We start from the raw sequence: 25,268 nt of genomic DNA, 5'->3' as shown, positions 1-25,268 counted from the left end.
GCCCGTGCCGTGTTGGACAAAAACGTCGGGAGCGTTTTTGAACAGCGTTTACGCTGGCCCGTAGGGCGAGCCCCAGGGATGGGGCGAGTAATCACGTCACGGGCGGCCCGAACCGCGAAGTCGAACGCCGAAGGTAGCGCGTAGCGCCGCAGTTTAGCCACCAGCCAGTGGTCAAGGAGAGGTGGCGCTTGCACCTCTCCTTGTCGTGCGTGCAATGAAGCAGCAAAGAAATTACACCGTTTATCCCGCACGAAATTATTCACTGACCGGACAAACTTCACCATTCACAAGACAATATAGCTGTTTGTCAACAGCCTCACACCGCCGTCGGCGGTGCTCTGCGCGGAGACGTAACCGCTGCCGACCGGGAGACGGCGGCAGCGGTCCGAATCAATAGTCGTCCGAATCAATCACAGGGCGGCTTACTTCATCCCCGCCGCGATGGTATCGACGTTGTGTTTAAACGCCGCGGTGTAGGTGGCGGCCGGGCCGTTGCTGTCGGTCAACGCTTCCGGATAGAGCTCGCCGCCTGGCTGCGCGCCGCTGGCGTCGGCGATTTGTTTCACCAGACGCGGGTCGGTCTGGTTCTCAATGAAGTACAGCTTCACGTGCTCTTTCTTGATCTGATTGATCAGTTTGGCCACGGTTTTGCTGCTGGCTTCGGACTCGGTGGAATAACCGATCGGCGACAGGAAATGCACGCCGTAGGCGGCGGCAAAATAGCCGAAGGCGTCATGACTGGTCAGCACTTTGCGCTTTTCTTTCGGAATAGCGGCAAACGTCTGGGTGGCGTAGTCATCCAGCTGTTGTAACTGCTGAATGTAGCTGTCGCCCTGTTTGCGGTACTCGTCGGCGTGCTCCGGGTCAGCCTTGACCAGCGCATCGACGATATTGTGGGCGTAGATGATGCCGTTTTTCATGCTGTTCCAGGCGTGCGGGTCGGTCACGGTTTTGCCGTCTTCTTCCATTTTCAGGGTTTTGATGCCTTTGGACGCGGTGATCACCTCGCCTTTGTAGCCGGAGGCTTTGATCAGCCGGTCCAGCCAGCCTTCCAGCCCCAGCCCGCTGACGAACACCACGTCGGCCTGCGACAGGGTTTTGCTGTCTTTCGGCGACGGTTCGAATTCATGCGGGTCTCCGTTCGGCTGCACCAGGTCGGTCACGTGTACGTGCTGGCCGCCAATCTGGCTGACCATGTCGCCCAGCACCGAAAAACTTGCCACCACATTCAGATCTTTCGCCATCGCCAGCGGGCTCAGCAGCAGGCTGGACAGCGCCATAACCAAAACAGAACGTTTCATTTTTTCCCTCTTCGTGTATTTGCCATGCAAAAACCATCAACTGTCAACGACGCGTGCGTAACATGCCGCCATTGGAACCGAACAGAACCGAAAAACAGAACAATAGCGTGGTGGTGAGGATCACCGCCGGGCCGGCGGGCAGATCGGCGTAATACGACCAGGTCAGCCCCACCAAACTGGCGCAGGCGCCGATGCCCACCGCGGTCAGCAGCATGACCGGCAGGCGATGGGACCAAAAGCGGGCGCAGGCGGCGGGCAACATCATCATGCCGACCGCCATCAGCGTGCCGAGCAACTGGAAGCCCGCCACCAGATTCAGCACCACCAGCGACAGAAACAGGCCGTGGATCAGCGCCCGCGACCGGCGCGACAGGATTTTCAGGAAGGTGACGTCAAACGATTCGATCACCAGCGCCCGGTAGATCAACGACAGCACCAGCACCGAGCAGGAACTGATGACGCCAATGGTGATCAGCGCATTGGCGTCGATAGCCAGAATGGAACCGAACAGCACGTGCAGCAGGTCGACGCTGGAACCGCGCAGCGACACCAACGTCACCCCCAGCGCCAGTGAGCCGAGATAGAACCCGGCGAAACTGGCGTCTTCCTTCAGTTCGGTGTGACGGCTGACCACGCCGGACAGCATCGCCACCGCCAGCCCGGCGATGAACCCGCCCACGCCCATCGCCACCAGCGACATGCCGGAAATCAGGTAGCCGATCGCCACGCCGGGCAGCACCGCGTGAGACAGCGCGTCGCCGATCAGGCTCATGCGGCGCAGCAGTAAGAAACAGCCGAGCGGCGCGGCGCTCAGGGTCAGCGCCAGACAGCCGACCAGCGCCCGGCGCATGAAGCCAAAATCGCCGAACGGTTCGGTCAACAGGTGAATCAGCATCATGGCACCAGCCTCAGTTGCGGCGGGGTGGTCGCGGCGGGCGCGGACGACAGCACCTCGCGGCAGTCGCCCCAGCGGTGACCTTCCGGGCGGAGCATCAGCACGCGCGGGAAGTGCGCTTCCACCTGTTCCAGATCGTGCAGCACCGCCAGGATGGTGCGGCCTTGCTGATGCAACTGCCGGATCACCGTCAGCAATGTGCGGGTGGTCTGGGCATCGATACCGGTAAAGGGTTCATCCAGCAGGATCACCGGCGACTGCATCACCAGCAGCCGGGCAAACAGCACGCGCTGCAACTGGCCGCCGGAGAGGGTGCCGATATGCACGGGCGCGAACTCCGCCATGCCGACGGTATCCAGCGCGTCGTGAGCCTTTTTCCGCCACGCGCCGGAAATGCGGCCAAACATGCCGCAATGCGGTACGCAACCCATCAACACCAGATCGTTGACGCTGAGCGGAAACTGGCGGTCGAACTCGGCCAGTTGCGGCAGGTAGCCCAATTGACGACGCGCCTGCGGCGCCATGCAGAAATGACCGCCAAGCGGCGGCAACAATCCCGCCAGCGTTTTCAGCAGGGTGGATTTGCCGGTGCCATTGGCGCCGACGATGGCGGTCAGCGAACCACTGTCAAAACAACCGTCCAGCGTGCCCAGCGGCGGCTGGCCCGGATAACCAAACATCAGTGTATGCAGTGTGATCATGTATGGTGCAGTCATGCCAGCGACACCGCCCAGGAAATCAAACCCCATAACAGCGCCAGCAAAACACCGGCGATACCCAGCCGGGCAACAGCGGAAAAAGCGTAAAGACTGGTCACAGTATCCCCCTTAATATCGTTATAATATAACATAACGTTTGTTCGCCAGCCGGCGAGAGGTAAAAAAATGTGTCTGAATCCTGAAGCGGCTGGTCAGCGAAGAAAATGGCGTGGCGAAAGGCGTTATGCAGGAATTTCAGTGCATTGGCGCAGCAGGTTGACCTCGTAACGCCCGATTGTGCGATCGAAATCACATATTTTGTCGCATTTTATTTTTTGAATTTGCCCGCATTCAGGAGGAGTCTCGTTGTTTCTTTTTTTATATAACGAATGGGGTAGAGAGTGAACATTCGGGTTAGGTATCAATTCGCCGTCGTGTTGGCGGCGGCATTATTCACGGGCAGCGCGGCACAAGCGCAGGATAAAATTCAGTTAACCTACGCCGGGTCGATGGGCGTGGTGATGGACAAGGCGTTGGGGCCGACGTTCGCCCAAAAAGAGAACCTGAGCTATCAGGGGCAGGGCCAGGGGGCGTACGGCATGGCGCGCCTGCTGGCCAGCAAGAAAGTGGTGGCGGACGTATTCGTGTCCATCACGCCGGGGCCGATGCAGATACTGAAAGACGCCGGACTGATCGACGACGCCATTCCGGTCGCCAGTACCCGTATGGTCATCGCCTACAATCCGAAAAGCCCGTTTGCCGCCAGACTGGCGGCGTCCGATAAGGCGAAGAATAGCGACTGGCTGAGCGTGTTGCGGGATAAATCGCTGAAATTCGGCCGCACCGACCCGTATAACGACCCGCAGGGCCAGAATATCGTCTTCACCATGCTGCTGGCCGAGAAGTACTATCACCAGCCGGATGCGGCCAAAAAGGCGCTGGGCGAGGTGCAGAACCCGGCGCAGGTGTTTATGGAAGGCGGGCTGCTGACCCGGCTGGAGTCCGGGCAGATCGACGCCACCTCCGGTTACGAGAGCGCGGTGCGCTCCGCCAAACTGCCTTATGTGTCGCTGCCGGATGAAATCAACCTCAGCAACCCGGCGATGTCGCAACAGTGGTACGACACCGTCAGCTTCACCATCAAAGACAGTGCCGGCAAGGATCAGGTGCTGCACACCCAGCCGCTGGTGTTCTACGCCGCGGTACTGAAAAACGCGCCCGATGCGGCGCAGGCCCGCAAATTCGTCAACTTTATGCTCAGCCCGGAAGGGCAGGCGCTGTTCCGCCAGAACGGCTATGACGTACCGAAAGGCGGTACGCTCTACGCCGCGAAGTAACCGAAGGATGGCGTTCTGGCTGGCGATACCGGCATTGCTGCTGCTGGCGGTGCCGTTTGTCACCCTGCTGGGGATTACGCCGTGGCATCATTTCCAACTGGCGTGGGGCGACGGCGACGCTATCGCCGTTTCCGTCAGCCTCGGCCTGCTGGCGATCGCGCTGGTGATACTGTTGGGGCTGCCGGTGGCGCTGTGGCTGGCGCGCGCGAACAACTCGCGCTGCCGCTGGCTGGTGGAATTGCTGGTGATGATCCCGCTGCTGACGCCGCCGCTGGCGATGGGGATCCTGCTGGTGTCGGTCTACGGGCCGTACAGCCCGATCGGCAGTCTGTTATCCCGCGCCGGGCTGGCGCTGGTGAACAATCCGGCGGCGTTCGTGACGGCGCAGGTCTACGGCGCGTTGCCTTATTTCATCACCGCGGCGCGTTCCGCTTTCGCCGGTATTCCCGTCACGGTGGACGAGGCCGGGCGCATTCTGGGGGCGAATGCCTGGCAACGCCTGATTTACCTGACCTTGCCGCAGGCCGCTTCCGGGCTGGCGGCGGCCGTCGCCATCGCCTGGGTGCGGGCGATGGGCGAGTTCGGCATCGTGATGATTTTCGCCTATTTTCCGCAGGGCATCCCGGTGAAGCTGTACATCAACCTGCAAAACGACGGCGTGGACGCGGTGTATGCGCTGGTGTGGCTGCTGCTGGTGATGACCTTGCCGCTGCCGTTGCTCTGCCTGCGCTGGGCGACGCGCCGGCAGGCGCGTGCGTGTTAAGGTATCAATATCAGGCGTAGAGCGCGTAGTGATTGACGGCGATCAGTCGCGCGCCGTCCAGCGCGTCGCCGGCGGGCGGCGATAGCCGCTGTTGCCAGGCTTCGGCCAGCCAGGGCCGGATATGCAAACCGATGCTGCCCATCAGCGACAGGCGGGGCAGTGGGTGTGTCGCCACCGCCGCCAGCAACCCTTCAATTTCGCGGGCGGTCTGTTGCAGCAGGCCGGTCGCCAGCGCATCGCCCTGACGGGCGCAGTCAAATACCGGTCGGGCGAAACGGGCGTAGTCGCCCGGCCTGGCCTGATCCAGCCAGACCGCTGCTTCCGCTTCGTTGTCGAATGGTAGCGCCTGCTGTCGGCTTAATGCCGACGGCGGTGCCCAGCCCTGTTTGACGCCCCAGAGGTATTGCAGGGTCGCCAGCCCGAGACGCGCGCCGCTGCCCTGATCGGATATCGGAAACTCGTGGCCGCCGTAAGCGGTGATGGCGCGTTGATGCCATGCCAGCCCGCAAGAGCCGGTGCCGGCGATCACCACCCCGGCGTCGTCCCCCTGATTGACCGCCAGACAGGCGCCCAACGCATCGGTATTCAACACCTGCGCGGCGTAGGAATGCGGCAACGTCAGAAACGCCTGATAGGCGCTACGGTGTTCGGCGCCGGCCAGCGCCAGCCCGACGTGCAGACGCGGGCGATCCTGCTCGCCCAGTCCGCTGTGTTTCAGCGCCTGCATCAGCGCCTCGTCCACCGCCTGACGTACCGTTTCCACGCCCAGCAGCAAATTGGCGCGGCCGCCAACCCCCTGACCGAGCGGCGTGCCGTCGGCCCGGTAAATTCGCGCCCGGCAGCCGGTGCCGCCGCCGTCAACGCCGGCATAAAGCGTTTCGTCGGCATAAGGCGTGGTGGTCGTGGTCATGAGCGGGCCTGCTGCGTGAAATAAGGGAGACAAGCCGCCGCCAGTGCGCCGCTAAAGCAGAGCTGTTCCGGCTGGCGTGCGTCAGACAGGCGCACCAGCGTAGCCAGTTCACGGGCGGCGCGTTTCAGCAGCGGCACCGCCAGCGGGTCGTCCGGCTGCGCGAGAATATCGGCCGCCAGCGCGGCGTAATCGCCGGCCTGCGCCTGTTTCGACCAGTCCACCACCTGTTCGATGTGGTTGTCGAAACGGGCAAACAGCGTGTCGGCCAGCGGCGTGAGCGGCGTCATGCCTTCCACCGCCTGCAGCATCGCCTGTACGCCCCACAGCCCGAGCCGCGCCTGACTGGCCGGGTCGCCCACCGGAAACAGGCTGCCGCCGTAGCGTTGCAGCCGACCCTGCTGCCAGCACAGCAGCCGGGTGAAAGTGCCGGTGACCACCAAAAAGCGGTCTTCATCCGGCCACCGCTGCTGGCAGAGGTCGTTTTCCGTCTGCCAGTCAAACGGCGCGTCGCCGTCGATAGGCAGGTGAATCAACTGGCGTTTCATACTCATCCGTTACTGACTCCTCCGTTACTGGGCTTTCTGCTGTTGCTGCCGGTTGGCGGCGATAGTCTGGTTAAGCCGTTTCACGTCGTTTTCCGTCAGGCGCAGATACTCGTCGTACGACACCTGATTGTTCAGGTACTGGGTAAAGCGGGTCAGGATGATCGGATACAGCTCGCTGCCGCCCAGACTTTCCATTTTTTCCCAGTCGAACACGTAAGCCGGGATGTTGGCGATCTCGGTGCGGGCGGTGTTCAACCCGTCGATCACGTGCTGATCCTTGGTTTGGTAATGCAGATCCGGAATATCGGCGCCAACGATGATATTGAAGTGTTCGGCGATCTCACGCTGGATGGCGTCGCTGCCCAGCCATTCCATGAATTCCGCCACTTCTTTCGGATGCTTGCTGGTCTTGAACGGCATGATAAAGGTGGCGCCGCCCATCGAGATGCATTTTTCCTTGCAGGGCGCGGGCAGCATTTTCCAGTCGAAGCCGTTGCCGATCTGCTTGCTGAACTGGTTCAACTGCCAGTTGCCGGAGAAGTAGGTGACGATGTTGCCGTTCACAAAGTCGTCGGCCATGCTTTTGTACTGCCCGCCGCCGGCGGCGCCCCACATTTCACGTGGGAAGATGCCCTCGTCCGACCAGCGCTTCAGGTCCTTGATCCATGCCTGCGCGGCGGCGTCCGGGAAGTTGATCAGGCCGTCTTTGTCGTAGCGCGCGCCGTAGGAGTAAGCCGGGCCGGAGAAGCGAAAACCGCTGCGGTCGATGGTAAAGGGAATGGAGACGCCGGTTTTTGCCGCCACCTGTTTCGACGCCTGCATCAGCTGCTCCAGAGTGTAACCCGGCTGCGGCAGCGGCATGCCGGCCTGCTGGAACAGGGTCACGTTGACGAACGGCAGGTCGGCGGTCCAGGAGGCGACGAAGCCCGGCAGGGCGTTATCCTTATGTACCCCTTTGATGCGCATGATTTTTTCAATGCCGGCGCCGTAGCGTTTTTCAAAACCGGCCGGGTCGGCCAGATAAGGGCGCAGGTCAAGCGTGTAGGAGAGCAGGCCCATCTGGGTGGTTTTGGCGATATCCGGCCCCAGACCGGCGGCCAGTTGCATCGGCAACTGCGTTTGCAGCGCGTTGTAGCCGGTGCTGACGAAATTCACGTCGATGTGATCGTTGTTTTGTGAAAACGTCTTCACCTTCTGTTCCATGAAATGGACCAGTTCCGGGTCGTCGTCGCTGTATAAAAAGGTGATTTGCGTTTTGGCGGCAATGGCATTGCTGCTGGCGAAAGCGCCCAGCGTCATAAAGGAAAATAACAGCGCGTGCTGATAGCGATTCATCATACTCTCCCACCCATTATAAATAGCAGACCCGTCATAGGTCAGGTTGCAGGTGTATTGGCTTTATTACTTCGGGTATATTCGACAGCCTGTGATGCATGAATGCAAATTTGCATGAATAAGCCATTCAGCAACTCATCATGAACAAAAATCGCGTTCTTTTTTGTGAAGCATATTAAATATATTTCGACTCATGGCTGAGTCAACGTCTTTTTGTGATAAGAATCGCATATTGTTCACGCGATAATTTACTCTATAATGCAAAAATACGATGTTAAGTGCAAATTGCCGGATTATGCAAATTTTGCATTTATCGCCGCCGATTTCTGGATCTGGCACTGAAAAGTTGCATTGCGCCAAATAAAGGCAGCACGCGCACAATAACGGTGCAAATAAATGCCATCAGGTATTTTTTTATTCATTAGTATTTTTTATTTGGCAATGCATTCTCGATATTTCATTTATTCACTCGTGCGGTAACAAGGATTCGCCATGAATATCGGTTGGGTGTTAAAGAAAAATAGCGTGATTAACCGGTTTATGATTAGCGACCTGGAGGAAAAATATTATCCTGCAGAAGCGGATACCCTGCCGGATAATGTTAATTACCGCTTTATTAATGGTTTTGTGGATGTCGGCGTATTACCTTGTCGGGTGCGGTTCTTAAAAGAAACCGCGCCGCGCGCCGTCAGCCTGCCGGAGCATCTCCGTTTTCACACCCTGTGGAGCGGCGGCGATGACAGTCAGTCGGTTAATTTCAGCGATTTCTGGCCTTGCCCCACCCATGTGCAGCGCTTTGCCCGCTGCTACCTGCACAGCGATAGCCTGCAACCGGCGCGTTTCCTGCTGTCTACCTGCGGCGGCGTGACCGTATGGCTTAACGGTCGCCAGATTTGCCGTTTCACCCCGTTTAGCCGCAACACCGAACAGCAGTGCGAACTGACGCTGCCGCTGCAACTGGGGTTGAACACGCTGGTGGTGCACGCCGAGGAGCTGTGCGAGCGCGATACCGACTACCTGTTCAGCCTGCGCTACCTTGGCGAGACGTCGCTGCGCTGGCAGGCCGCGCCGGACGCCGCCTGCAGCGAACGCATCCAGGCGCTGGACGGCTGGATCAACAGCCTGTCGCTGGCCGACAACCTGACCGACCGCGATGCCCTGACCCTGCGCGCCGCCACGCCGTTGCCGGAAGCGGTCGATATCCACCACCATCTGGTGTGCAACGTTAACGAATCGGCGCCGGACTGGCGGCAACAGCCGTCGCTGGCGGCGGGCAATACCGGCTGGCAGGTCACGCTGCCGGCGGGGCTGGTAGGGTATTACGATCTGGTGTGCCGCGCGGTGTGCGGCGGCATCACGCTGACGCGCAGCATCAGCTTCGGCCGTCTGCCTGCTCAAACTATGTCCACACAAACCATGCCGCCGTTACCGACGCTGGCCGCCCGGCGCGACCACCTGCTGCGTCACACCGCACTGCACGGTTTCGAGCGCATCGGCCGGGTGCTGGCTATCTTCGCCACCGGCGAAGGGACGGCGGAGATCATGCCGATCCTTAATCAGGCGCTGCATAAGATCAGCCGTCGGGAAGACTGCGCCGACTTTCAACTGGTGCCGCTGATCTGGCTGTGGCAGCGCTATCAGGGCCAGCGGCTGACGGCGCATGACTGGCGGCGCGTTCGCAGCGTAATCCTCGGTTTTCGTTACTGGATCGACGAACCGGGCAACGACACCATGTGGTTCTGGAGCGAGAACCACTGCCTTTGTTTTCATGTGGCGCAGTATCTGGCCGGGCAAAACTTTCCCGATTCGGTCTTCGTGTGCAGCGGTCGTCAGGGCCGCGAGCAGCAGGCTATCGCCCGCCAGCGGCTGGAGCGCTGGTTCGACGCCATTCTGGAACACGGGCTGGTGGAGTGGAACTCCGCCGCCTATTACCCGATCGATCTGATCGGGCTGGTGGCGCTGGCCGAGCTGGCTAGCGATGAAAGCCTGCGCGCCCGCGCCCGCACGGTTATCGATCGCATTCTACTGATGACCGCCTGGATGCATCAAAACGGTGTGGCGGTCGGCACCATGGGGCGCGCCTACGACAAGGAACTGCGCTCCGGCATGTTGACCGAACTGTCCGGCCTGTGCGCGCTGGTCTGGGGCGAGGGCTGGCTGATTCCGCACTGCGCGGCGCTGCCGTTGCTGTGCCTGAGCCAGTACCAGCCGCCGGAAGAGACGCACGCCATCGCCCACTGGCAGTCGCCGCAGGGAGCGCAGGCGCGCTGGGTGCAGGGGCTGAACCGCAGCGCCCGCGTCATCGCCTGGAAACAGCCGGACGTGGCGTTTTCCTCGGTGTTCGATCACCACCCCGGCCAGCCGGGGCACCAGCAGCATGTGCTGGATATCCGCCTCGGCCGCCACTACGCCGCCCGGCTATGGGTCAACCATCCCGGCGAAGATCGCCCGGACGGCGTGCACCGCCCGTCCTACTGGGCCGGCAACGGCCGCCTGCCGCACGTGATGCAGCACCGTAACCGCGCCTGGATGATTTTCGATTTGCAGCACGACCTGCGCCGCTGGACCCACCTTTACCTGCCGCGCACCGCGCTGGATGAGGTAGTGGTGGAGGCGCACTGGTGTTTCGTGCGCGGCGGCAACGGCTATGCCGCGTTGCACAACCCGGCCGGGCTGCAAACCCACACCCCGGACGGCGGGCAGCCGGACAGCGAATTGCGCGCCTTCGGCGAGCATAACGTTTGGTATATCGCGGTGGACAGCGGACAGGGCGCGGCGGATTTCCCGGCGTTTATCGAACGCTTCCGCCACTGTCAGGCGCAGCGGTCGGATGACGGCGCGGCGCGGTTCGACGACCCGGACTACGGCCTGATGACCTGGCATCCGGCGAGCGGTTTTGCCGTCAATCATCACCCCTTCGCATTTCCCGACACGGTGTCGGTAATACCTACGCGTACCGAGGAGGATCGGTAACATGACAATACAATCCATGAACGGACTCTCCGAACAATCCATGAACGGACTCTCCGACAGCCGGCATATTGATGCGCTGCTGGACAAGGTGGCGCTGGCGTTTTGCCGCCTGAAAGCCATCAACAGCGTGACCGACCTGAACGACGGCGCGCCGGCCGGCGAGGCGCTGACCATCCAGTTCGAAGAGTGGGACTGGGAAGTGGGCGTCGGGCTGTACGGCTTCTGGAAACTGGCGCGACAGCGGCAGGACCACGCCATGCTGGCGGCGCTGGAACAGTGGTACGAGCAAAAATTGCAGGCCGGGCTGCCGCCGCGGCAAATCAACTCCACCGCGCCGATGCTGGTGCTGGCGCTGCTGTGCCGCGATAACCCGCGTCCGCACTGGCTGGCGGCGGTGGAAGAGTGGGCGGACTGGCTGCTGCATTCGCTGCCGAAAACCGAAGACGGCGGCTTCCAGCACACGGTCAAGGAGCGCCCCAACACCGGGCAACTGTGGGACGACACGCTGTTTATGGCCGGGTTGTTTCTGGTGGTCAGCGCCGGGGTGCTCAAGCGCCGGGAACTGCTGGAGGAAGCCGAATACCAGTTGCTGACCCACGCCCGCTATCTGGCGGACGTCGCCAGCGGGCTGTGGTATCACGGCTGGACGTTCCTTGGTCGCCACCATTACGCCGGGGCGTTCTGGGGGCGCGGCAACGCCTGGGTGACGCTGGTGCTGCCGGAAATCTGTTGTCTGGCGGACTCGCCGATCTCGGTGCCGGTGCGCCGCACGCTGGAGGCGATCCTCACCCAGCAGACTCGCGCGCTGGCGGCCTGTCAGCATGATTCCGGGCTGTGGCACACCCTGCTCAACGACCCGGATTCGCCGCTGGAAACCTCCGCCAGCGCCGGTTTCATCGCCGGCATTCTCACCGCCCGCCAGCTCGGCATGCTGGCGGATTTCCCGCAGGCGGCGCTGGACAAAGGGCTGGCGGCGGTGATGGCGCAGATTGATGAACAGGGCGTGGTGCAAGGGGTGTCGGACGGCACCGCGATGGGCCACGACCTGCAGTTTTATCACGATATCCCCAATGTCGCCGTGCCGTACGGGCAGGCGCTGGTCATGCTGATGCTGCTGGCGCAGCGGCATTCTGTTTGAAAAACAGAAACGGGTTTGAAAACAGAAACGGGTTTGAGGAAACGGTGATGGCAAGTCTGGAACTGAAAAACGTCCATAAAAGCTATGGGTCGATACAGATTATCAAAGGCGTGGATCTGATCATCCGCGACGGGGAGTTCATGGTGTTCGTCGGGCCGTCCGGCTGCGGTAAATCCACGTTGTTGCGGATGATCGCCGGTCTGGAACCGATCACCGACGGCGAGCTGTGGATCGGCGATCGCAAGGTTAACGATCTTGGCCCGGCGGAGCGCAAAATCGCCATGGTGTTCCAGTCCTACGCACTCTATCCGCACCTGTCGGTGCGCAAGAATCTGGCGTTCGGGCTGGAAAACCTGCATTTCCCCAAAGACGAAATTGAACGGCGCATCGGGGAGGCCGCGCGCATGCTGGGGCTGGAACCGTATCTCGATCGCAAGCCGCGGGCGCTGTCTGGCGGGCAGCAACAGCGCGTCGCCATCGGCCGCGCCATCGTGCGCGACCCGGACCTGTTCCTGTTTGACGAACCGCTGTCCAACCTTGACGCCAAACTGCGGGTACAGACCCGCGGCGAGCTGACCCGGCTGCACCAGAAGCTGCGCACCACCATGATTTACGTCACCCACGATCAGGTGGAGGCGATGACCATGGCCCAGCGCATCGTAGTGCTCAACGGCGGGCGCATCGAACAGGTGGGCACGCCGCTGGAGCTGTTCAACCGGCCGAAAAACAAGTTTGTGGCCGGTTTTATCGGTTCGCCGCGCATGAATATGTTCCACGCCACCATTAGCAGCGCGTCGGACGACGGGGTGGAAGTCCGCTGTCCGTCCGGCAATCTGCTGCGGCTGCCGTTTCGCGGCGAAGAGGGAAAAACGGTGGAGCTGGGTATCCGCCCGTCGCACTGCCAACTGGTGAGCGAGCGTGACGACGGTGTGTCGCTGTGCATTGACCGTTGCGAAATGATGGGGCACGAAACCTTTATCTACGGCCGCTGCGCCGGCATCGACGACGAGCTGATCGTGCACCTGCCGGGGCACCACGAATTCCGCACCGGCGAGCTGGTGTTTGTCCGCTTCCCGCCAGACTATTGCCACCTGTTTGATGCCGACAGCGGTCAGGCGCTGCCGCGTCTGGCGGAACAGGATGTCTGATTGCGACAGCCATAATCAGGAGACAGGCATGAACCGAAAATCGTTGATTCAGCCCGGCGCGTCGTTGGTGGATACGCTGGTGACGCCGGTGGAAAAATCGGTCAATCTGCTACAAAAATTCGGCGGCCGCCGGGTGATGCCGTGGTTTTTCATCGCGCCGAACATGCTGCTGTTCGCCGTGTTCGTGTTTATTCCGATCCTGCTGGCGGTGTGCTACGCCTTCACCGGCGGCACCAATATTTTGCTGTGGGACCGGCCGTACGTCGGGTTGCAGAACTTCACTACTCTGTTGAGTTGCGAGCAGTACACGGTGCCCGCCACCTGCGAGCAGGATCTGTTCTGGACCGGCGTCTACAACACTGTTTCATTTACCTTTTTTAATGTGACGTGCACGCTCGGCGTGGCGCTGGTCACCGCGCTGATCCTCAACCGCAAGATCATCGCCCGCGGTTTCTTCCGCGCCATCTTCTTCTACCCGGTGCTGCTGTCGCCGGTGGTGGTCGGGCTGGTGTGGCAGTGGTTTCTCAACCGCAACGGCTTGCTGAATCTGCTGCTGTCGTCGCTGGGCGGCCAGCCGATTACGTTTTTGCTGGAGCCATCGCTGGCGCGCTTCTGGGTGGTGTTCGTGTCGGTGTGGTTTCACGTCGGTTTTTATACCCTGATTCTGCTGGCCGGGTTGCAGGCGATCCCGCGTGATATCTACGAAGCGGCGGCGGTGGACGGCACCTCGCGCTGGCGTGGTTTCTATAGCCTGACGCTGCCGTTGCTGGCGCCCAACATTCTGGTGGTGGTGATCCTGCTGACCATCAACAGCGTGCAGATTTTCGATGAAGCCTGGGTGCTGACCAACGGCGGCGGGCCGGGCACCGCCAACAACTTTATTGTGCAGTACATCTATCAGACCGCGTTTTCCTCCAACGCGTCGCTGTACGGGCTGGCGTCGGCGGCGTCGGTGCTGATGGGGTTGGTGCTGATGGTCCTGACGGCGTTGCAGTTCCTGCTTACCCGCCGTCTGGAAGGCAAAAAATAACCGGGAGCCGGCATGATGAAGATAATCACATTTCTTACCCGCACCCGTTATCCGGGGCGGATTCACGTCACCGACATCCTGAGCTGGGTGTGGCTGGTGGTCGGCACGCTGCTGGTGCTGATTCCGGTGATGTGGGCGGCGATGTCGTCGCTAAAAACCCCGGCGGAGATCAACCGCTTTCCGCCCAGTTTTCTGCCGGAGGCCGCCAGCACCGTCACGCTGCCCGACTACCCGAAACCGCTGGAGCTGTGGCAGGCGAAGCAGGACGACGGCAGCAGCAAAACGCTGGCGATGGTGCGGCGCATCGGCCTGCTGGCGCAGATGGTGGACCCTAAAGCGCCGCAGGAGGTGATGCGGGTGCCGGTGCAGAACCTGACGCCGCAGAAAACCCTGCATCTGGAAACCGACAACTACACCACGCCGATGTCGAAATTCCACTTCGCCACCTACCTGAAAAACACTGTGTTCGTGACGGTGATGGCGACGTTGCTGACGCTGTTGCTCAGTTCGATGGCGGCGTTCGCGCTGGCGAAGTATGAGTTTCGAGGGCGCGGTACGGTGCTGACGCTATTTCTGTCCACCATGATGATCCCGCTGTCGGTAGTGATGGTGCCGACCTTTCTGGTGGTGATTGGTCTGCGCATGGGCGACAACCTGTGGGGGGTGATTATTCCCACCATCGCCACGCCCACCGGGGTGTTCCTGCTGCGCCAGTACATGCTGACCATCCCCGATGAGCTGATCGAAGCCGCACGCATCGACGCCGCCAGCGAGTTTCGCATCTACTGGAAAATCATCCTGCCGCTCACCGCGCCGGCGCTGGCGGTGCTGGCGATCTTCTCGGTTATCTGGCGCTGGAACGACTTCCTGTGGCCGCTGATCGTGCTGTCCAGTCAGGACAACTTCACGCTGCAAATCGGCCTGAATGCGTTTCAGGGGCAGTTCTCGGTGCAGTGGCACTATATTCTGGCGATGACCATGCTGTCGCTGCTGCCGGTGACGGCGGTGTTCGTGTTCCTGCAAAAATACATCACCACCGGCATTGCCAACACGGGAATGAAATAAATGGCGACGCTCAAAGATATTGCCGACCGCGCGGGCGTGTCGATCAGCACGGTATCCCGGGTGCTGAACGGCACCGCGCCCATCAGCGCCAAAGTCCGCCAGCAGATTATGGCGATCGCCACCGAGCAGGGGTACCCGCTGCACAAGGCGAGCAAAACGGCGGACAACCCGGAGCCGCTGCGCCACATTATGCTGGCGACGCCGCGCAACCTGATGCTGGAAAGCGACCTCAATCTGGTGTCGCTGACGCTGATCAACCGGCTGAAAACCCTGTGCCAGCAGCGCAACATCCAGCTCAGTCCGTTTGTCGGCGAGCCGGACAGCATCAACGAGCAGCAACTGTTGCAGGCGCTGCGCGGCGGGCGGGAGAGCGGCATTCTGATCGTCAACGACGACCACCCCACGTTGCTCAACGCGGTGGCGGAAAGCGGCGTGCCGGCGGTGTTGATCAACGGTGAAGACCCGACCATGCGGCTCAACACCGTGATGCCCGCCAACCACTACTCGGCCGCCGCCGCGGTGCGTTACCTGATTGTGCAGGGGCATCGGCGTATTCTGCATTTGACCTGGCATTCCCGCCAGACCATCCGTGAGCGCGAACGCGGCTACCGCGACGCGCTGGTTGAAGCGGGTATCCCGCTGGATGAACGGTTAATTCTGTCGCTGCCGGATTTCCAGCCGCTGACCGCCCGCGACGCGCTGCTCGGCTGGCTGGCGCAACACCCGGACCGGCTTGGCGTCACCGCTATCTTCTGCGCCGCCGACAATCAGGCCATCGGCGTGGCGGAGGCGCTCAACCAGCACGGCCTGCGGGTGCCGGATGACATGTCGGTGATGGGGATGGACGATATCCTGCCGCTGGATATGCTGCCGCTGGCGCTCACCACCGTGCATCTGCCGTTTGAAGAGATGGCCCGCGCGGCGTTGCACCTGCTCACCCAGCAACTGCTGCCGACCCAGTCGCTCGGCGTCGCCCAGCGTATCGAACTGGCCGGGCATCTGAAGGTCAGGGGTTCGGTGCGGGGGATTATGTCGCCGGCCGTTTCAGCAGCGGGCTGATAGCGGCCCAACCCAATAGCAGGAACGATTCAGACTGCCGCCTGTGGTTACGGATTCCGCTCCCGCCGGTTTTTCCTGATGCGTTGCAGTACGGCGATGGTCACCACCACGGCGGCGAACAGTAGCAGGATCAGCGTCTGGTATTGTTGCCAGTACGGGTCGGCTACCAGCGCCAGCATTAGCGCCGCGGCGAACAGCACCACGAAACCGGCGAACCACAGCGAGTCGGTGACCTTGCGCACCGGGAACAGCCACAGGCTGGCGACGCCGGTGACGACAATCCCCCAGAAGGTGATAAACAGGATCAGGCGCAGCACCCAGCGGTTGGGGCAGATGATGTCGATAACCGCATTGACTGCCGCGGCTATCTGCGCCAGCGGCGCCGGCAGGTCGGCGGTGGGGTAGTACGTCTGGCTGATGAGCTGCTGGCTGGCTTCGTCGAGCGGCAGCGGCCAGTAAGCGGCGCTGAGAAAGCTCCAACTGCTGTAGCGCACCAGTTCCGCCAGATCAGTCGTCTGCTGGCGGTTGGCGTCGGTAATCAGGATCGGCACCATCTTGCGATACAGCTCAGGAACGGCGGCCTGCGGCTGCTGGCTTAAAAAATGGCGCAGATCGCTCAACTGGTCGAGCGCCCGACGCGGTTTGACCATGCCGTCAGGGGGCTCCGGCTGCAGAATAAACCGATCCACATACGGTAGCAGTTCCCGCAGGTTATCCAGCGTATAAAACCCCTGGCCCTTCAGCAGCGGCTCCACCGGCACCATCAGGTTGATGGCGTAGCGGGGCGGCGTCTCGGGCGTTTGGCCGACGGGCGTGAGGGTTTTGCGCAGCGCCTGCACAAAGCGCATAAACGTCTGCTGACCGGCGCGGGTGGTGAGCCGGGTCAGGTCGAAGTCCAGCGTTACGCCGTCCGCCATCGTATCCGACGGACTCAAACCGAAGGTCAGCCAGGGTTTGGCGCGGTTGATCCAGTCGTCGTCAAGCGGGGTTTGAATGCTGGCGCCGAGACGGGCGATCAGTGACGAGGTGAACAGGCTGACCAGCGCCGGCGACGGCAGTTTTCTCGGCGTGGACACCACCAGATCGACATGGGTGCGGTAGCGGTGCGCCAGCCGGATAAAATCGTTATAAGGGCGGGTTTTGCGCCAGTTGGGCGGCAGCACCAGTTGCGGGTCGCGCGCGCCCGGCAAGACCGCGGCGGAGAAATAGCCGATGCGGTCCAGTTGACGAAAGTTGAGGGTTTGCCCGTCGGTCAGCGGCTGCCAGTAAGGATAAAAACCGTAGAAGGTGGCGTCGGCGCCGTTAACGTTCGGGGTGCTGTCTTCACAGCCGCAGTCGGCGGGGGCGCGCCAGACCATCGGCGGGGTAGTTGCCGCAGGCGCGCCGTCTTTGTGGGCGATCTCCAGAATGCGTTGCCGGCTCTGGTGGCTGAGGCGGTCAAGCCCGGCCATTTTCATCGCCACCGCCAGTTGGTAGCGGTCGGCGAACGGGGTGTCTTTCAACGTTGCCAGCCGCGCCAGTGCGTCTTTGTCTACCGACACCAGATTGAGATCCAGATAAGCCAGCTCCAGCGCATTCTGATTCAGCGAATAGACGGTAACCGGCGCGGCGGTGCCGGCGTCGCTGTGTTGCCGGGCGTCGGCGACATCGGCACGCGCCTGATCGTCGGGCTGCGCCCTGTCGTCCGTCGGGTTGTCCTCCAGTGTGCTGTCCCCCGGCGTGGAACGCGCGGCGGCGGGTTGGGGACGGCTGCGGTTACCGTCGCTGGCCGGTACGGCGTCCACAATCTGTCGCAGGATCTGCTCCTCATTGCCGTGCAACTGGCGGATCAACGGGCGCACCGCGTTGTTCAGTTCCACCGGGCTGGTGAACTGGTGGCCGATCAGGTCGTCCAGTTGGGTCTGGATGGCGTTGCGCTCCGCCAGTTTGCGCAGGTCGTCCTCCGTCAGGGCGTAATACTGCGGCGACGTTGTCTCCGGCGGCGGGGGGATGACGCCGTCCATCTGCGTCGTGAGGAAGTCGATGGTTTTCTGCGCCGGCCACTGCAACAGTTCCGGCGCGCCCATGCGGTTACGCCAGTAAGGGTAGAGCTGGTCAAGTTCCGACACCTTGGCTAGCGACACCAGCAGCACTTCGGCGAAGGTGTTGCGGTTGGGCGGCGGCGTGATGTCGAATTCACCGCAAAACGTCGCCAGCCATTTGCGCGTCTTGGGGCCGAACAGCCCGTCGGCAAGGTAGTCGCCCGGTTGGTGATAATCCGCCTGATACGCCGAATTGTCGTGGTAGATGATCGCCAGTTTATCCTGCGTGATGCGGGTAAAGCGTCGGCTGTCCATCCGCTCCAGCGCTTGCAGGCATTGGGCGTAAGTCGGGGCGTCGGGCGCGACGGACGGCGCGGACGCCGATTCCGGCGGTGCGGTATAGGCAGCCGGCGGGAGCAGCAATGCCAATGGAAGCAACAAGGCCAGCAGCGGCGTCAGTGTCGCGTTGCGCCCGGTGAAGCGGTGAATCCTCATGGCGATGGCGTTCTCCCGTATGTTGGTCGGTGATGCATGTTGTCGGTAATGCATGGTCGTCGGTGATGCATGGCTGTCGGTAATGCATGGCTGTCGGTAATACGGAGGCTGCCCGGCAAGCGGCGTTCAACGCCAGACCACGTGCAGCGGCCGATCCATCCAGGGGTATTTGATGGTCGAATACCCCCACGGCAGCCGGTCGAGCAGCATGTCGAACGGGCCGGGAGCCACCTCCAGTTTCCAACTGTCCGCCTGCCGCCACAGGGTGCCTTCGCGTTGCAGAAAGGTCTGGCGCAGGCCGTCAACCGAAGTGTGGCCTAGCGCATTCCAGTGCTGAAGGATGGCGGCCAGCAATGCGTCCAGCGTGTCGCGGGCGGCGGCGTCAGGCGGCGGCGTTAACGGAATCGGCGCGTTGAGCGGCAGGCCGCACAGCAGTTTGTTCAGCGCCAGGTGGTATTCGGCGCAGTTTTGTCCCTGATCGACCAGATATTGCAGGCGGTGGATGGCCTGATAGCGGGCGTCCGGCTGCGGGAATGCGCCGTCCTGCACCAGCGCCAGCCGCGTCAGCAGGCGAGGGAGATAGGGGGCGACCAGCACCAGCCCGGCATTGGCGATCGGCACCGGTTCGTCGGTGTTCAACGTCTCGTCGCCCCGCCAGTCGATAACCGCCGGAACCGCGGTGTCCGGCACCGCCATGTCTGACACAGCACTATTCGACGCTGCATTATTCGGCATCGCAATATCCGGCACTGCGCTATCCGATGCTGCACTATCTGGTGCTGCAATGTCCTGTGCTGCAATGTCCTGTACTGCAATGTCCGGTACTGCAATGCCCGGTACTGCCATCTCCGGCGCCGCCGCTAGCCGCGGCGCATAGGCGACGTTTGACGGTTCAACCGGCGGCGTGGCGACGATGGCGGGTTCAGGCGCTTGCCCGGCATTCGCCACGGCGACAATCGCCGGCGGCTCCTGATGCAGGCCGGCGGCGGTGATCAACCGTTGCAGGCGTTCGGTCAGCACGTGGGTCATGGGTAACCGCTCGGCCTGCGCCTGTTGCAGCAGAAAACGGTAAAACGCCGCCGGCGACGGCTGATGGCTGCGTAGTGGCTCATTGGTAGCCAGTCTGTCCAGATAATCGATGATAAAGGCGGCGATATCCGGCGGTGAACCCGCAACGAACAGATGGTGGTACAGCGTGCGCCACAGCTGGCTCTCCAGCACCTGCGCCGCGCCGTGGTAGGCCGGGTGGCGATGGCAGAGGTTGGCGATAAAACGGCCATATGGGTGCAGCGCCAGAAAGTCGGCACGGCACAACAGCAGCAGTAAGGCCGTATGCAGGGTGTCGGATAGCGCGTCCGCCAGCCGCTCGGCCGTGTCCGCCGATCGCAGGGCGGGCAGCAGAAAACGGCGAACCGCCTCCGGCTGCGTGGGCAGCAGGCGCGCCAGTGCGGCGGAGAGCGCGGCAATGTCGTCGTCGGCTATCGTCGCTGAAGCGTGGCGTGTGAGCCGGTTCAACAACGCCAACGCGCTGTCGTCGTCCATCGCCGGTCGCACCGAAGCATCGGCCGTTATGGCGTTGACCGGCTGAGGCGCGACCACGTCAGACGACGGGGCGAGCTGGCTGACCGCATCGCGTATCGCCAGCCAGTCCGGCGTGCGGTTGGCGGCCAGCGCGTCGATCATCTGCCCGTAAAACGCCTGCCGCTGTGCCACGATCAGGCGGCGGGTGACGTTGTCGAGCGTGCTCGTCAGGCTACGCAGGTGGCTCGCTGGCTGACGCAGCGCGACCAACTGGGCGAGCAACTGGGCGGCCTGCGACGGGCGCAGGGCGGCGCACAGCCGCAGCCAACCGGCGGGGTGGTGCGTTGATGCCGCCAGCCAGCGCTGGAGCAGCAACGGGTGGTGAGTCAGTAACCGCTGCACGCAGCGCTGTAGGTCATTACCGGCATACGATGACGCGGCGCGCCAGGCGGTTTGCGCCTCAGCGGGCGGCTCAAAGCGGCGCGTCGGGTCGCCGAGGGCCAGTACGTCGTACAGGTACTGATAACAGGCGGCGTCAAGCAACGGGTGCGCCGGCACAGGGAGATCCGCGTCAATGTGGCATGACGCTGGGGGTTTTGGTGCTGGTGCTGGTGCTGGTGCCGGTTGCGGCGGCGGTGCGGGAGGCTCGCTTTCGCGCAGCCGGGTGAGCATCGTCAGCAGCGCCCGGCGCACCGCGGTAGCGGCCGCAGCGCTGTGCAGATGGTGCAGCAAGGCGTCGATCAGCGCCTGGCGCGACAGGTTATGATGCGCCGCCAGTTGCCGCAGCAGCGCGTCCAGATAGCTTTGTCGGTTGAATTCGCTGCCGCGTTCCGCCAGCAGATAGCTGAACGTGAGGCTCCACAGGCTGTGCGTCAACAACGATTCGCCGGGGGCGTTGGCCGAACGGGCGGCGATAGTCGGCTGGCTGGCGCGCACGTCGTCCATCAGGTCGCGGATGAACGGCGCGTCCGCCGGTTCCAGCAGGGTCAGCAGGCGATACTGCGTCGCCGTGGAAAAACGCACCACCCAGCGCTGGCGTACCTGACTCTGCTGGCCGCAGCGCATCAACAGCGGGCGTAACGTCAGCAGCATGGCGGGCGAGCACTGGCGCCACACCCGATTCAGCGCCGCGTCATCAGCCTGTTGCAGCGCCTCTGCCCACTGTTGCCGGAGCCTGTGGTCGGTGGTTTCTGCCGCGACCGGTTCCCGATGTCTAACCGCGTCGCCGGTAGTCGGCCGGTGTCGCACCGGCTGAGCGCCCGGCGTCATGTCCGGCAGATGGGGCAGCGCGCGGGCGAGCGGCGCCATTTCTCCCCACAGCGTGGTCAGCAGCGACAGCAACGGCTGTTTCAGCGCCTGGTCGCCCGGCCACGCCGCCAGTTGCAGGTACAGCGTTTGCAGCACGTCGGTCCGCTCGATGTTGTGGTGCGCCGCCATGCGGCCGACCAGCCCGGCCATGTAGCGCCGCTTGTTGAACTGGCTGCCGCGCTGCACCAGCAGATAATGCAGGGTGAATTCACGCAGCAGCAGATCCAGCGGGGCGCTCTGGTCCGTGGCGACGGTAGGTTCGGGATGGCGGAACCACGCCGGATGTCTGATTACCTGTTGGATGAACGGTTGCGCCTGCGGTGCCAACAGCGTCAGCAGATCGTCGAAGGCGTCGTCATCCACCGCCTGCGCCATGCCGCGCACCACCTCGGGCTGTTGCCCGCAGGCGTAAAGCGCCAGCAGAAATCGTGCGCGCTGGGCGCCGAGCAGCGTGGCCCAGATCGGCAGCAACTCCTGTCGCAGGCGGCGCTGGCGCAGCGCCTGATGGATGCGCTGGTGCCAGTAGCGATGCAGCCGCGCCCGTAGCGCGGCGGGCATCGCATCCGGTTCCGGCTGTGCGGCCAGACAACGCAGCGCGATGTCCTGATGGGCGGGCGTCAGTTGTTCCAGCCAGCCGTTTAACGCGGTCGCCGGTAGTTGAGAAACCAACCGGGCGATCGGGCTGGCCGGGCGGGCGCTGGCGTTCAGCAGCCGGTTTACTTCGGCGTAGTGCCGGCGCACGGCGTCGGCCAGCCAGTGGCGGTGGCTGTCTGCCTGTCGCCAGCCCTGGCGGTTGGAATAATGCCAGGGCATCACGCCGTGTTGCAGGAAAAACTGCAATTGACGCCATTGCGCCGCCGGGCCGTCCAGCACCTGTATTTCGGCGGCGTCGCCGTCGTGGTCTTTCTGCGGCTGGGTCGCGTCGGACGGTTGCCGCGCGCGCAGCGCATCCGTCAGTTGCTGTTGTAGCGCCGCCAGCAGCGCCGATTCCAGATCCGACGCGGGCAGCGCGCCCAGATCGAACGTCAGGTGGTCGATCACCCACAGCTGATGGGGCGGCGAAAACCGATCGAACAGCGTGTCAATCAACGGCAACAACTGCTGCTGCACAAAGCGTGGGGCGTCGCGCTCGAACCGTTCCGCTTCGGACGAATGGCGAAAGTCGAGCGTCAGGCTGGCGGTGTGAATCCGGTGTGGCTGCGTCATGCGTCCTGTCCTTGTTGTTGAGGAAAGGGTGGTTGAGGAAAGGGTGGTTGAGGATTGCGGGGGTAAGGAAAGGCTGTGTGAGGAAAAGGGGAATGCGCGTGCAACGATTGCAAAAACGCCGTCAGCCGAGCGGCGGCGTCGTCGCACGACGGTTGGCCGGCGGAGTCCCGTCTGGCGTCGAGCCACGCCAGCCAGGCGGTTTCAAACTCGTTTGTGGCGTGAATATCGAGCCAGTGACAGCGCGGCAGCAGATGGGCCGGGCACTGCCGGGCGATCAGCGCGTCGGCCTGCGCCCGGAACACCGGGTTGCCGCCGCGCGCGGTGTAACCGGGCAGGATCACGCTGAGCTGGCCGGGAAACGGGTCGCCGTCGGGGAGGGCGTCATCACCGCCGAGCGCCGGGCGCAACAGCAGGTGCTCCACCACGTACACCCCTTCGCAGCACTGATTCAGCCGGATAAGCTCACGGCGCAGCTGATTGATGACGCGCACCAGTTGCGCCGGCTGGCGGCTGGCGCCCAGATGCAGCCATAACCCGTTTTGCGCCCCCGGCGCCGGCGGTAGCCGAAACAGCGCCTGATAGCAGCCGTCGGCGCCGGGCGGCAGAATGCGGTAGTGTTCCAGCATCACGCCGCGTTGCAGCAGGGCGACCGGCAATGGCCGCAGGCGCAGCGCCAGTAGATCGTGCGCCGTCGCCACGTCGACGCCGCCCGGCGGCGCGTCGCTCAGCGGCACATCCAGCAAACTGTCGAGAGCCGGCTGATCCAGCCATTGCAGATGCGATTGCCCCGCTGCGCAGTGCAGGAAGGCGTCATCGGCCAGCAACTGCCACCCCTGCCGGGCCAGCGTCCGGCTATAAGGCCAGGCGTCGGCGTCGTCCATCCCGAGCAGTAGCGCTACCCGGTCGGCGAACCCGCCCCGGTTTTCCCGTTCGGTCATCGGCCGGCGGGTGTTGAAGCCGGCGCCGCGATCGCGGGTCAGGCGGTCGATGGCCTGGATAAACCGGCGCGGGTACTCAAGCTGCCGGCGGCCCTGCGCGCTGTCGTCGCCCGGCTGACGCCAAAGCCGGGCGTCCAGCGTTTCACCGTATAACGCCAGCAGATAGTCGAGCAGCCGCCCTTTGCGCTCCGGGTAGTGGTCGACGTCGGCCAGCAGGTGATGAAAACGCGCCGCCGCGTCGTCGGGATACAGCAGATCCACCCCGCGGAACTGTTCATCATCCAGCAGGTTGAAGACGTAACTGCGTTCGGTGTCGGTGGACGGCGAAAACAGCTCGCGCAGGTTGGCCAGGTTGGCGCAGAAGTTAGCCATCAGTTGCTCGAACAGCAGCAGATAGCCGCGAAATTGCTGTATTTGTCGCTGTTCCTGCCGGTTCAGCGCTGCCGGGACGCGCGGTGCGTCCAGCCGGTAGACGCCGGGGAAAAGCGACTGAATCGACCGGTAATCCGCCAGCGCGCGCCAGCTACCGTGCGGCGGCGGGATCAGGGTGGCGGTCTGGCGGCGGATGTGTTCGCGCAGCGTGCCGTTTTGCGCCTGACGCCGCACCAGCCGGATGCTCATGGCGCTGAAATCAACCGGCAGCGGGTGGCCCTGATGGGTCAGATTGAGGTCGATATCGTCGTGCTTTTTCGGCAGCAGAATCCAGTCGCCGGGGCTGAAGTGGTCCGGCGCATGATCGGGATTGTCGTCCCGACAGGACTGTGGGATCAGCCGTAACTGCCGGATGTGGCCGACGCCGTCGATGTTGATCAACCGGGTGTAGAGCGCCGATAGCGGTCGGGCGGCGGCAACCCGCTCGTCGCCCGGCGCGCCGCGGTTATCGGTATCGTTGTCGGTATAATAGTTGTCGGTGTAATAGTTGCCGGGGCGATTGTCGCTCTCGTCGCCCCGGATCCACTGTTCGGCCTGAAAGTAGATGTCGGCCGCCACTTCGTCGGCGTTATCGTGATATTGCAGCTCGATGTCGGCGTACAGCCGCAGCCCGTGGCTGTCGATGATGCGCACCCCGGCAAGGTCTTCGCCCAGATTGCGGGCGCGGTGGTAAAGATGCGCCGCCGCCTCGACAATCTCGTCGCGCAGCGTCGGGTGGTGGTCGCAACGCTGGCGCGCCGCCTCGGTCAGCAGCAGGTCGATGTGGTAGCGCCCCTGACCGTCCGGCGTGACCCACGCCTGTTCCACCTCGTCCATCGCGTCCAGCAGCGTCTGCTGATAATCCTGTCGGGTGCAGGGGCGGGGCGGGAAAATCTGTTCCGGCAGCATCAGCCCCTGCGCGGCGAAGTCGAGGCGGCCGTCCGGCTGCGTCAGGTAATCCGCGACCTCGAAATCGCTGCGGTAAATCAGGTCGGTGAGGGCGAAACACAGCAGCTCCAGCAGGGTGACGCCGGGATCGTGCAGGTTGTAGTCGGTCCAGCGGTTGCCGCTGAGTTGCTGAACCTGCGCCAGCCCCGCGCGCAGCAGGTTGGCGACGCTGTCAGGGTCATCAAGCGGCGTTTGTCGTGGAATAAACGACGGCGACGTCATG

17 protein-coding genes and 1 pseudogene are annotated in these 25,268 nt (G+C 62.9%); 8 read left to right on the top strand and 10 right to left on the bottom strand.

Annotated elements, in window-relative coordinates; translation table 11 throughout:
* From DDA898_RS23745 to DDA898_RS17815, 4 genes and pseudogenes are all read right to left on the bottom strand, one after another.
* Positions 1-194, bottom strand: a pseudogene (locus DDA898_RS23745) (hypothetical protein); the annotation flags it as partial.
* A gap of 228 nt (positions 195-422) precedes the next feature.
* Positions 423-1,301: a metal ABC transporter substrate-binding protein gene (locus tag DDA898_RS17825; RefSeq protein ID WP_038911926.1), complete on the bottom strand. Its 879-nt coding sequence runs from the start codon at positions 1,299-1,301 to the stop codon at positions 423-425.
* A gap of 43 nt (positions 1,302-1,344) precedes the next feature.
* Positions 1,345-2,199: a metal ABC transporter permease gene (locus tag DDA898_RS17820; protein WP_038911925.1), complete on the bottom strand. Its 855-nt coding sequence runs from the start codon at positions 2,197-2,199 to the stop codon at positions 1,345-1,347.
* Complete coding sequence (locus tag DDA898_RS17815) at positions 2,196-2,912, bottom strand: metal ABC transporter ATP-binding protein (protein ID WP_236616681.1); 717 nt, start codon at positions 2,910-2,912, stop codon at positions 2,196-2,198. The genes DDA898_RS17820 and DDA898_RS17815 overlap by 4 nt, the downstream gene beginning before the upstream one ends.
* Positions 2,913-3,301: 389 nt before the next feature.
* On the opposite strand from DDA898_RS17815, the gene DDA898_RS17810 reads away from it, so the two are divergent.
* Positions 3,302-4,231, top strand: coding sequence for an extracellular solute-binding protein (locus DDA898_RS17810; RefSeq protein ID WP_438830428.1), 930 nt, complete (start codon positions 3,302-3,304; stop codon positions 4,229-4,231).
* Positions 4,232-4,238: 7 nt separating this feature from the next.
* Positions 4,239-4,994: a molybdate ABC transporter permease subunit gene (locus DDA898_RS17805; protein ID WP_038911922.1), complete on the top strand. Its 756-nt coding sequence runs from the start codon at positions 4,239-4,241 to the stop codon at positions 4,992-4,994.
* Between the two features lie 10 nt (positions 4,995-5,004).
* Here DDA898_RS17805 and DDA898_RS17800 read toward each other — a convergent pair whose 3' ends face one another.
* The 3 genes from DDA898_RS17800 to DDA898_RS17790 are packed head-to-tail and all read right to left on the bottom strand — an operon-like array spanning position 5,005 to position 7,784.
* Positions 5,005-5,904 (bottom strand): glucosamine kinase nucleotide-binding domain-containing protein, encoded by a 900-nt coding sequence (locus DDA898_RS17800; RefSeq protein WP_038911921.1) that lies wholly within the window; start codon positions 5,902-5,904, stop codon positions 5,005-5,007.
* A complete protein-coding gene (locus tag DDA898_RS17795; protein WP_038912636.1) occupies positions 5,901-6,449 on the bottom strand; it encodes a glucosamine kinase in 549 nt (182 codons plus the stop codon). The genes DDA898_RS17800 and DDA898_RS17795 overlap by 4 nt, the downstream gene beginning before the upstream one ends.
* Positions 6,450-6,473: 24 nt before the next feature.
* Positions 6,474-7,784, bottom strand: coding sequence for an ABC transporter substrate-binding protein (locus DDA898_RS17790; protein ID WP_038912635.1), 1,311 nt, complete (start codon positions 7,782-7,784; stop codon positions 6,474-6,476).
* Positions 7,785-8,276: 492 nt separating this feature from the next.
* On the opposite strand from DDA898_RS17790, the gene DDA898_RS17785 reads away from it, so the two are divergent.
* The 6 genes from DDA898_RS17785 to DDA898_RS17760 are packed head-to-tail and all read left to right on the top strand — an operon-like array spanning position 8,277 to position 16,197.
* Complete coding sequence (locus DDA898_RS17785; protein ID WP_038911920.1) at positions 8,277-10,757, top strand: hypothetical protein; 2,481 nt, start codon at positions 8,277-8,279, stop codon at positions 10,755-10,757.
* Positions 10,758-10,797: 40 nt separating this feature from the next.
* Complete coding sequence (bglB, locus tag DDA898_RS17780) at positions 10,798-11,895, top strand: beta-galactosidase BglB (RefSeq protein ID WP_038911919.1); 1,098 nt, start codon at positions 10,798-10,800, stop codon at positions 11,893-11,895.
* A gap of 47 nt (positions 11,896-11,942) precedes the next feature.
* Positions 11,943-13,043, top strand: a complete 1,101-nt coding sequence (locus tag DDA898_RS17775; protein ID WP_038912634.1) for an ABC transporter ATP-binding protein — start codon at positions 11,943-11,945, stop codon at positions 13,041-13,043.
* A 28-nt stretch (positions 13,044-13,071) separates the two neighbouring features.
* On the top strand, positions 13,072-14,073 hold the full coding sequence (locus DDA898_RS17770) for a carbohydrate ABC transporter permease (protein ID WP_033112072.1): 1,002 nt from the start codon (positions 13,072-13,074) through the stop codon (positions 14,071-14,073).
* A gap of 12 nt (positions 14,074-14,085) precedes the next feature.
* Positions 14,086-15,138 (top strand): carbohydrate ABC transporter permease, encoded by a 1,053-nt coding sequence (locus DDA898_RS17765; RefSeq protein ID WP_038911918.1) that lies wholly within the window; start codon positions 14,086-14,088, stop codon positions 15,136-15,138.
* Complete coding sequence (locus tag DDA898_RS17760; RefSeq protein WP_038911917.1) at positions 15,139-16,197, top strand: LacI family DNA-binding transcriptional regulator; 1,059 nt, start codon at positions 15,139-15,141, stop codon at positions 16,195-16,197.
* A 47-nt stretch (positions 16,198-16,244) separates the two neighbouring features.
* On the opposite strand, the gene DDA898_RS17755 is transcribed toward DDA898_RS17760, so the two are convergent.
* From DDA898_RS17755 to DDA898_RS17745, 3 genes are all read right to left on the bottom strand, one after another.
* Positions 16,245-18,713 (bottom strand): hypothetical protein, encoded by a 2,469-nt coding sequence (locus DDA898_RS17755; RefSeq protein WP_038911916.1) that lies wholly within the window; start codon positions 18,711-18,713, stop codon positions 16,245-16,247.
* Positions 18,714-18,839: 126 nt separating this feature from the next.
* A complete protein-coding gene (locus tag DDA898_RS23740; protein WP_038911914.1) occupies positions 18,840-22,748 on the bottom strand; it encodes a contractile injection system tape measure protein in 3,909 nt (1,302 codons plus the stop codon).
* The gene (locus DDA898_RS17745) at positions 22,745-25,267 is read right to left on the bottom strand and encodes a hypothetical protein (protein WP_050570286.1); all 2,523 of its coding nucleotides are present in this window, start codon (positions 25,265-25,267) and stop codon (positions 22,745-22,747) included. The genes DDA898_RS23740 and DDA898_RS17745 overlap by 4 nt, the downstream gene beginning before the upstream one ends.
* Position 25,268: the final 1 nt, after the last annotated feature.

The sequence above is a fragment of the Dickeya dadantii NCPPB 898 genome (assembly GCF_000406145.1).
Lineage (GTDB): Bacteria > Pseudomonadota > Gammaproteobacteria > Enterobacterales > Enterobacteriaceae > Dickeya > Dickeya dadantii.
Note: the sequence above shows the minus strand (reverse complement) of the source record. Positions and strands in the feature narration are given on the sequence as shown.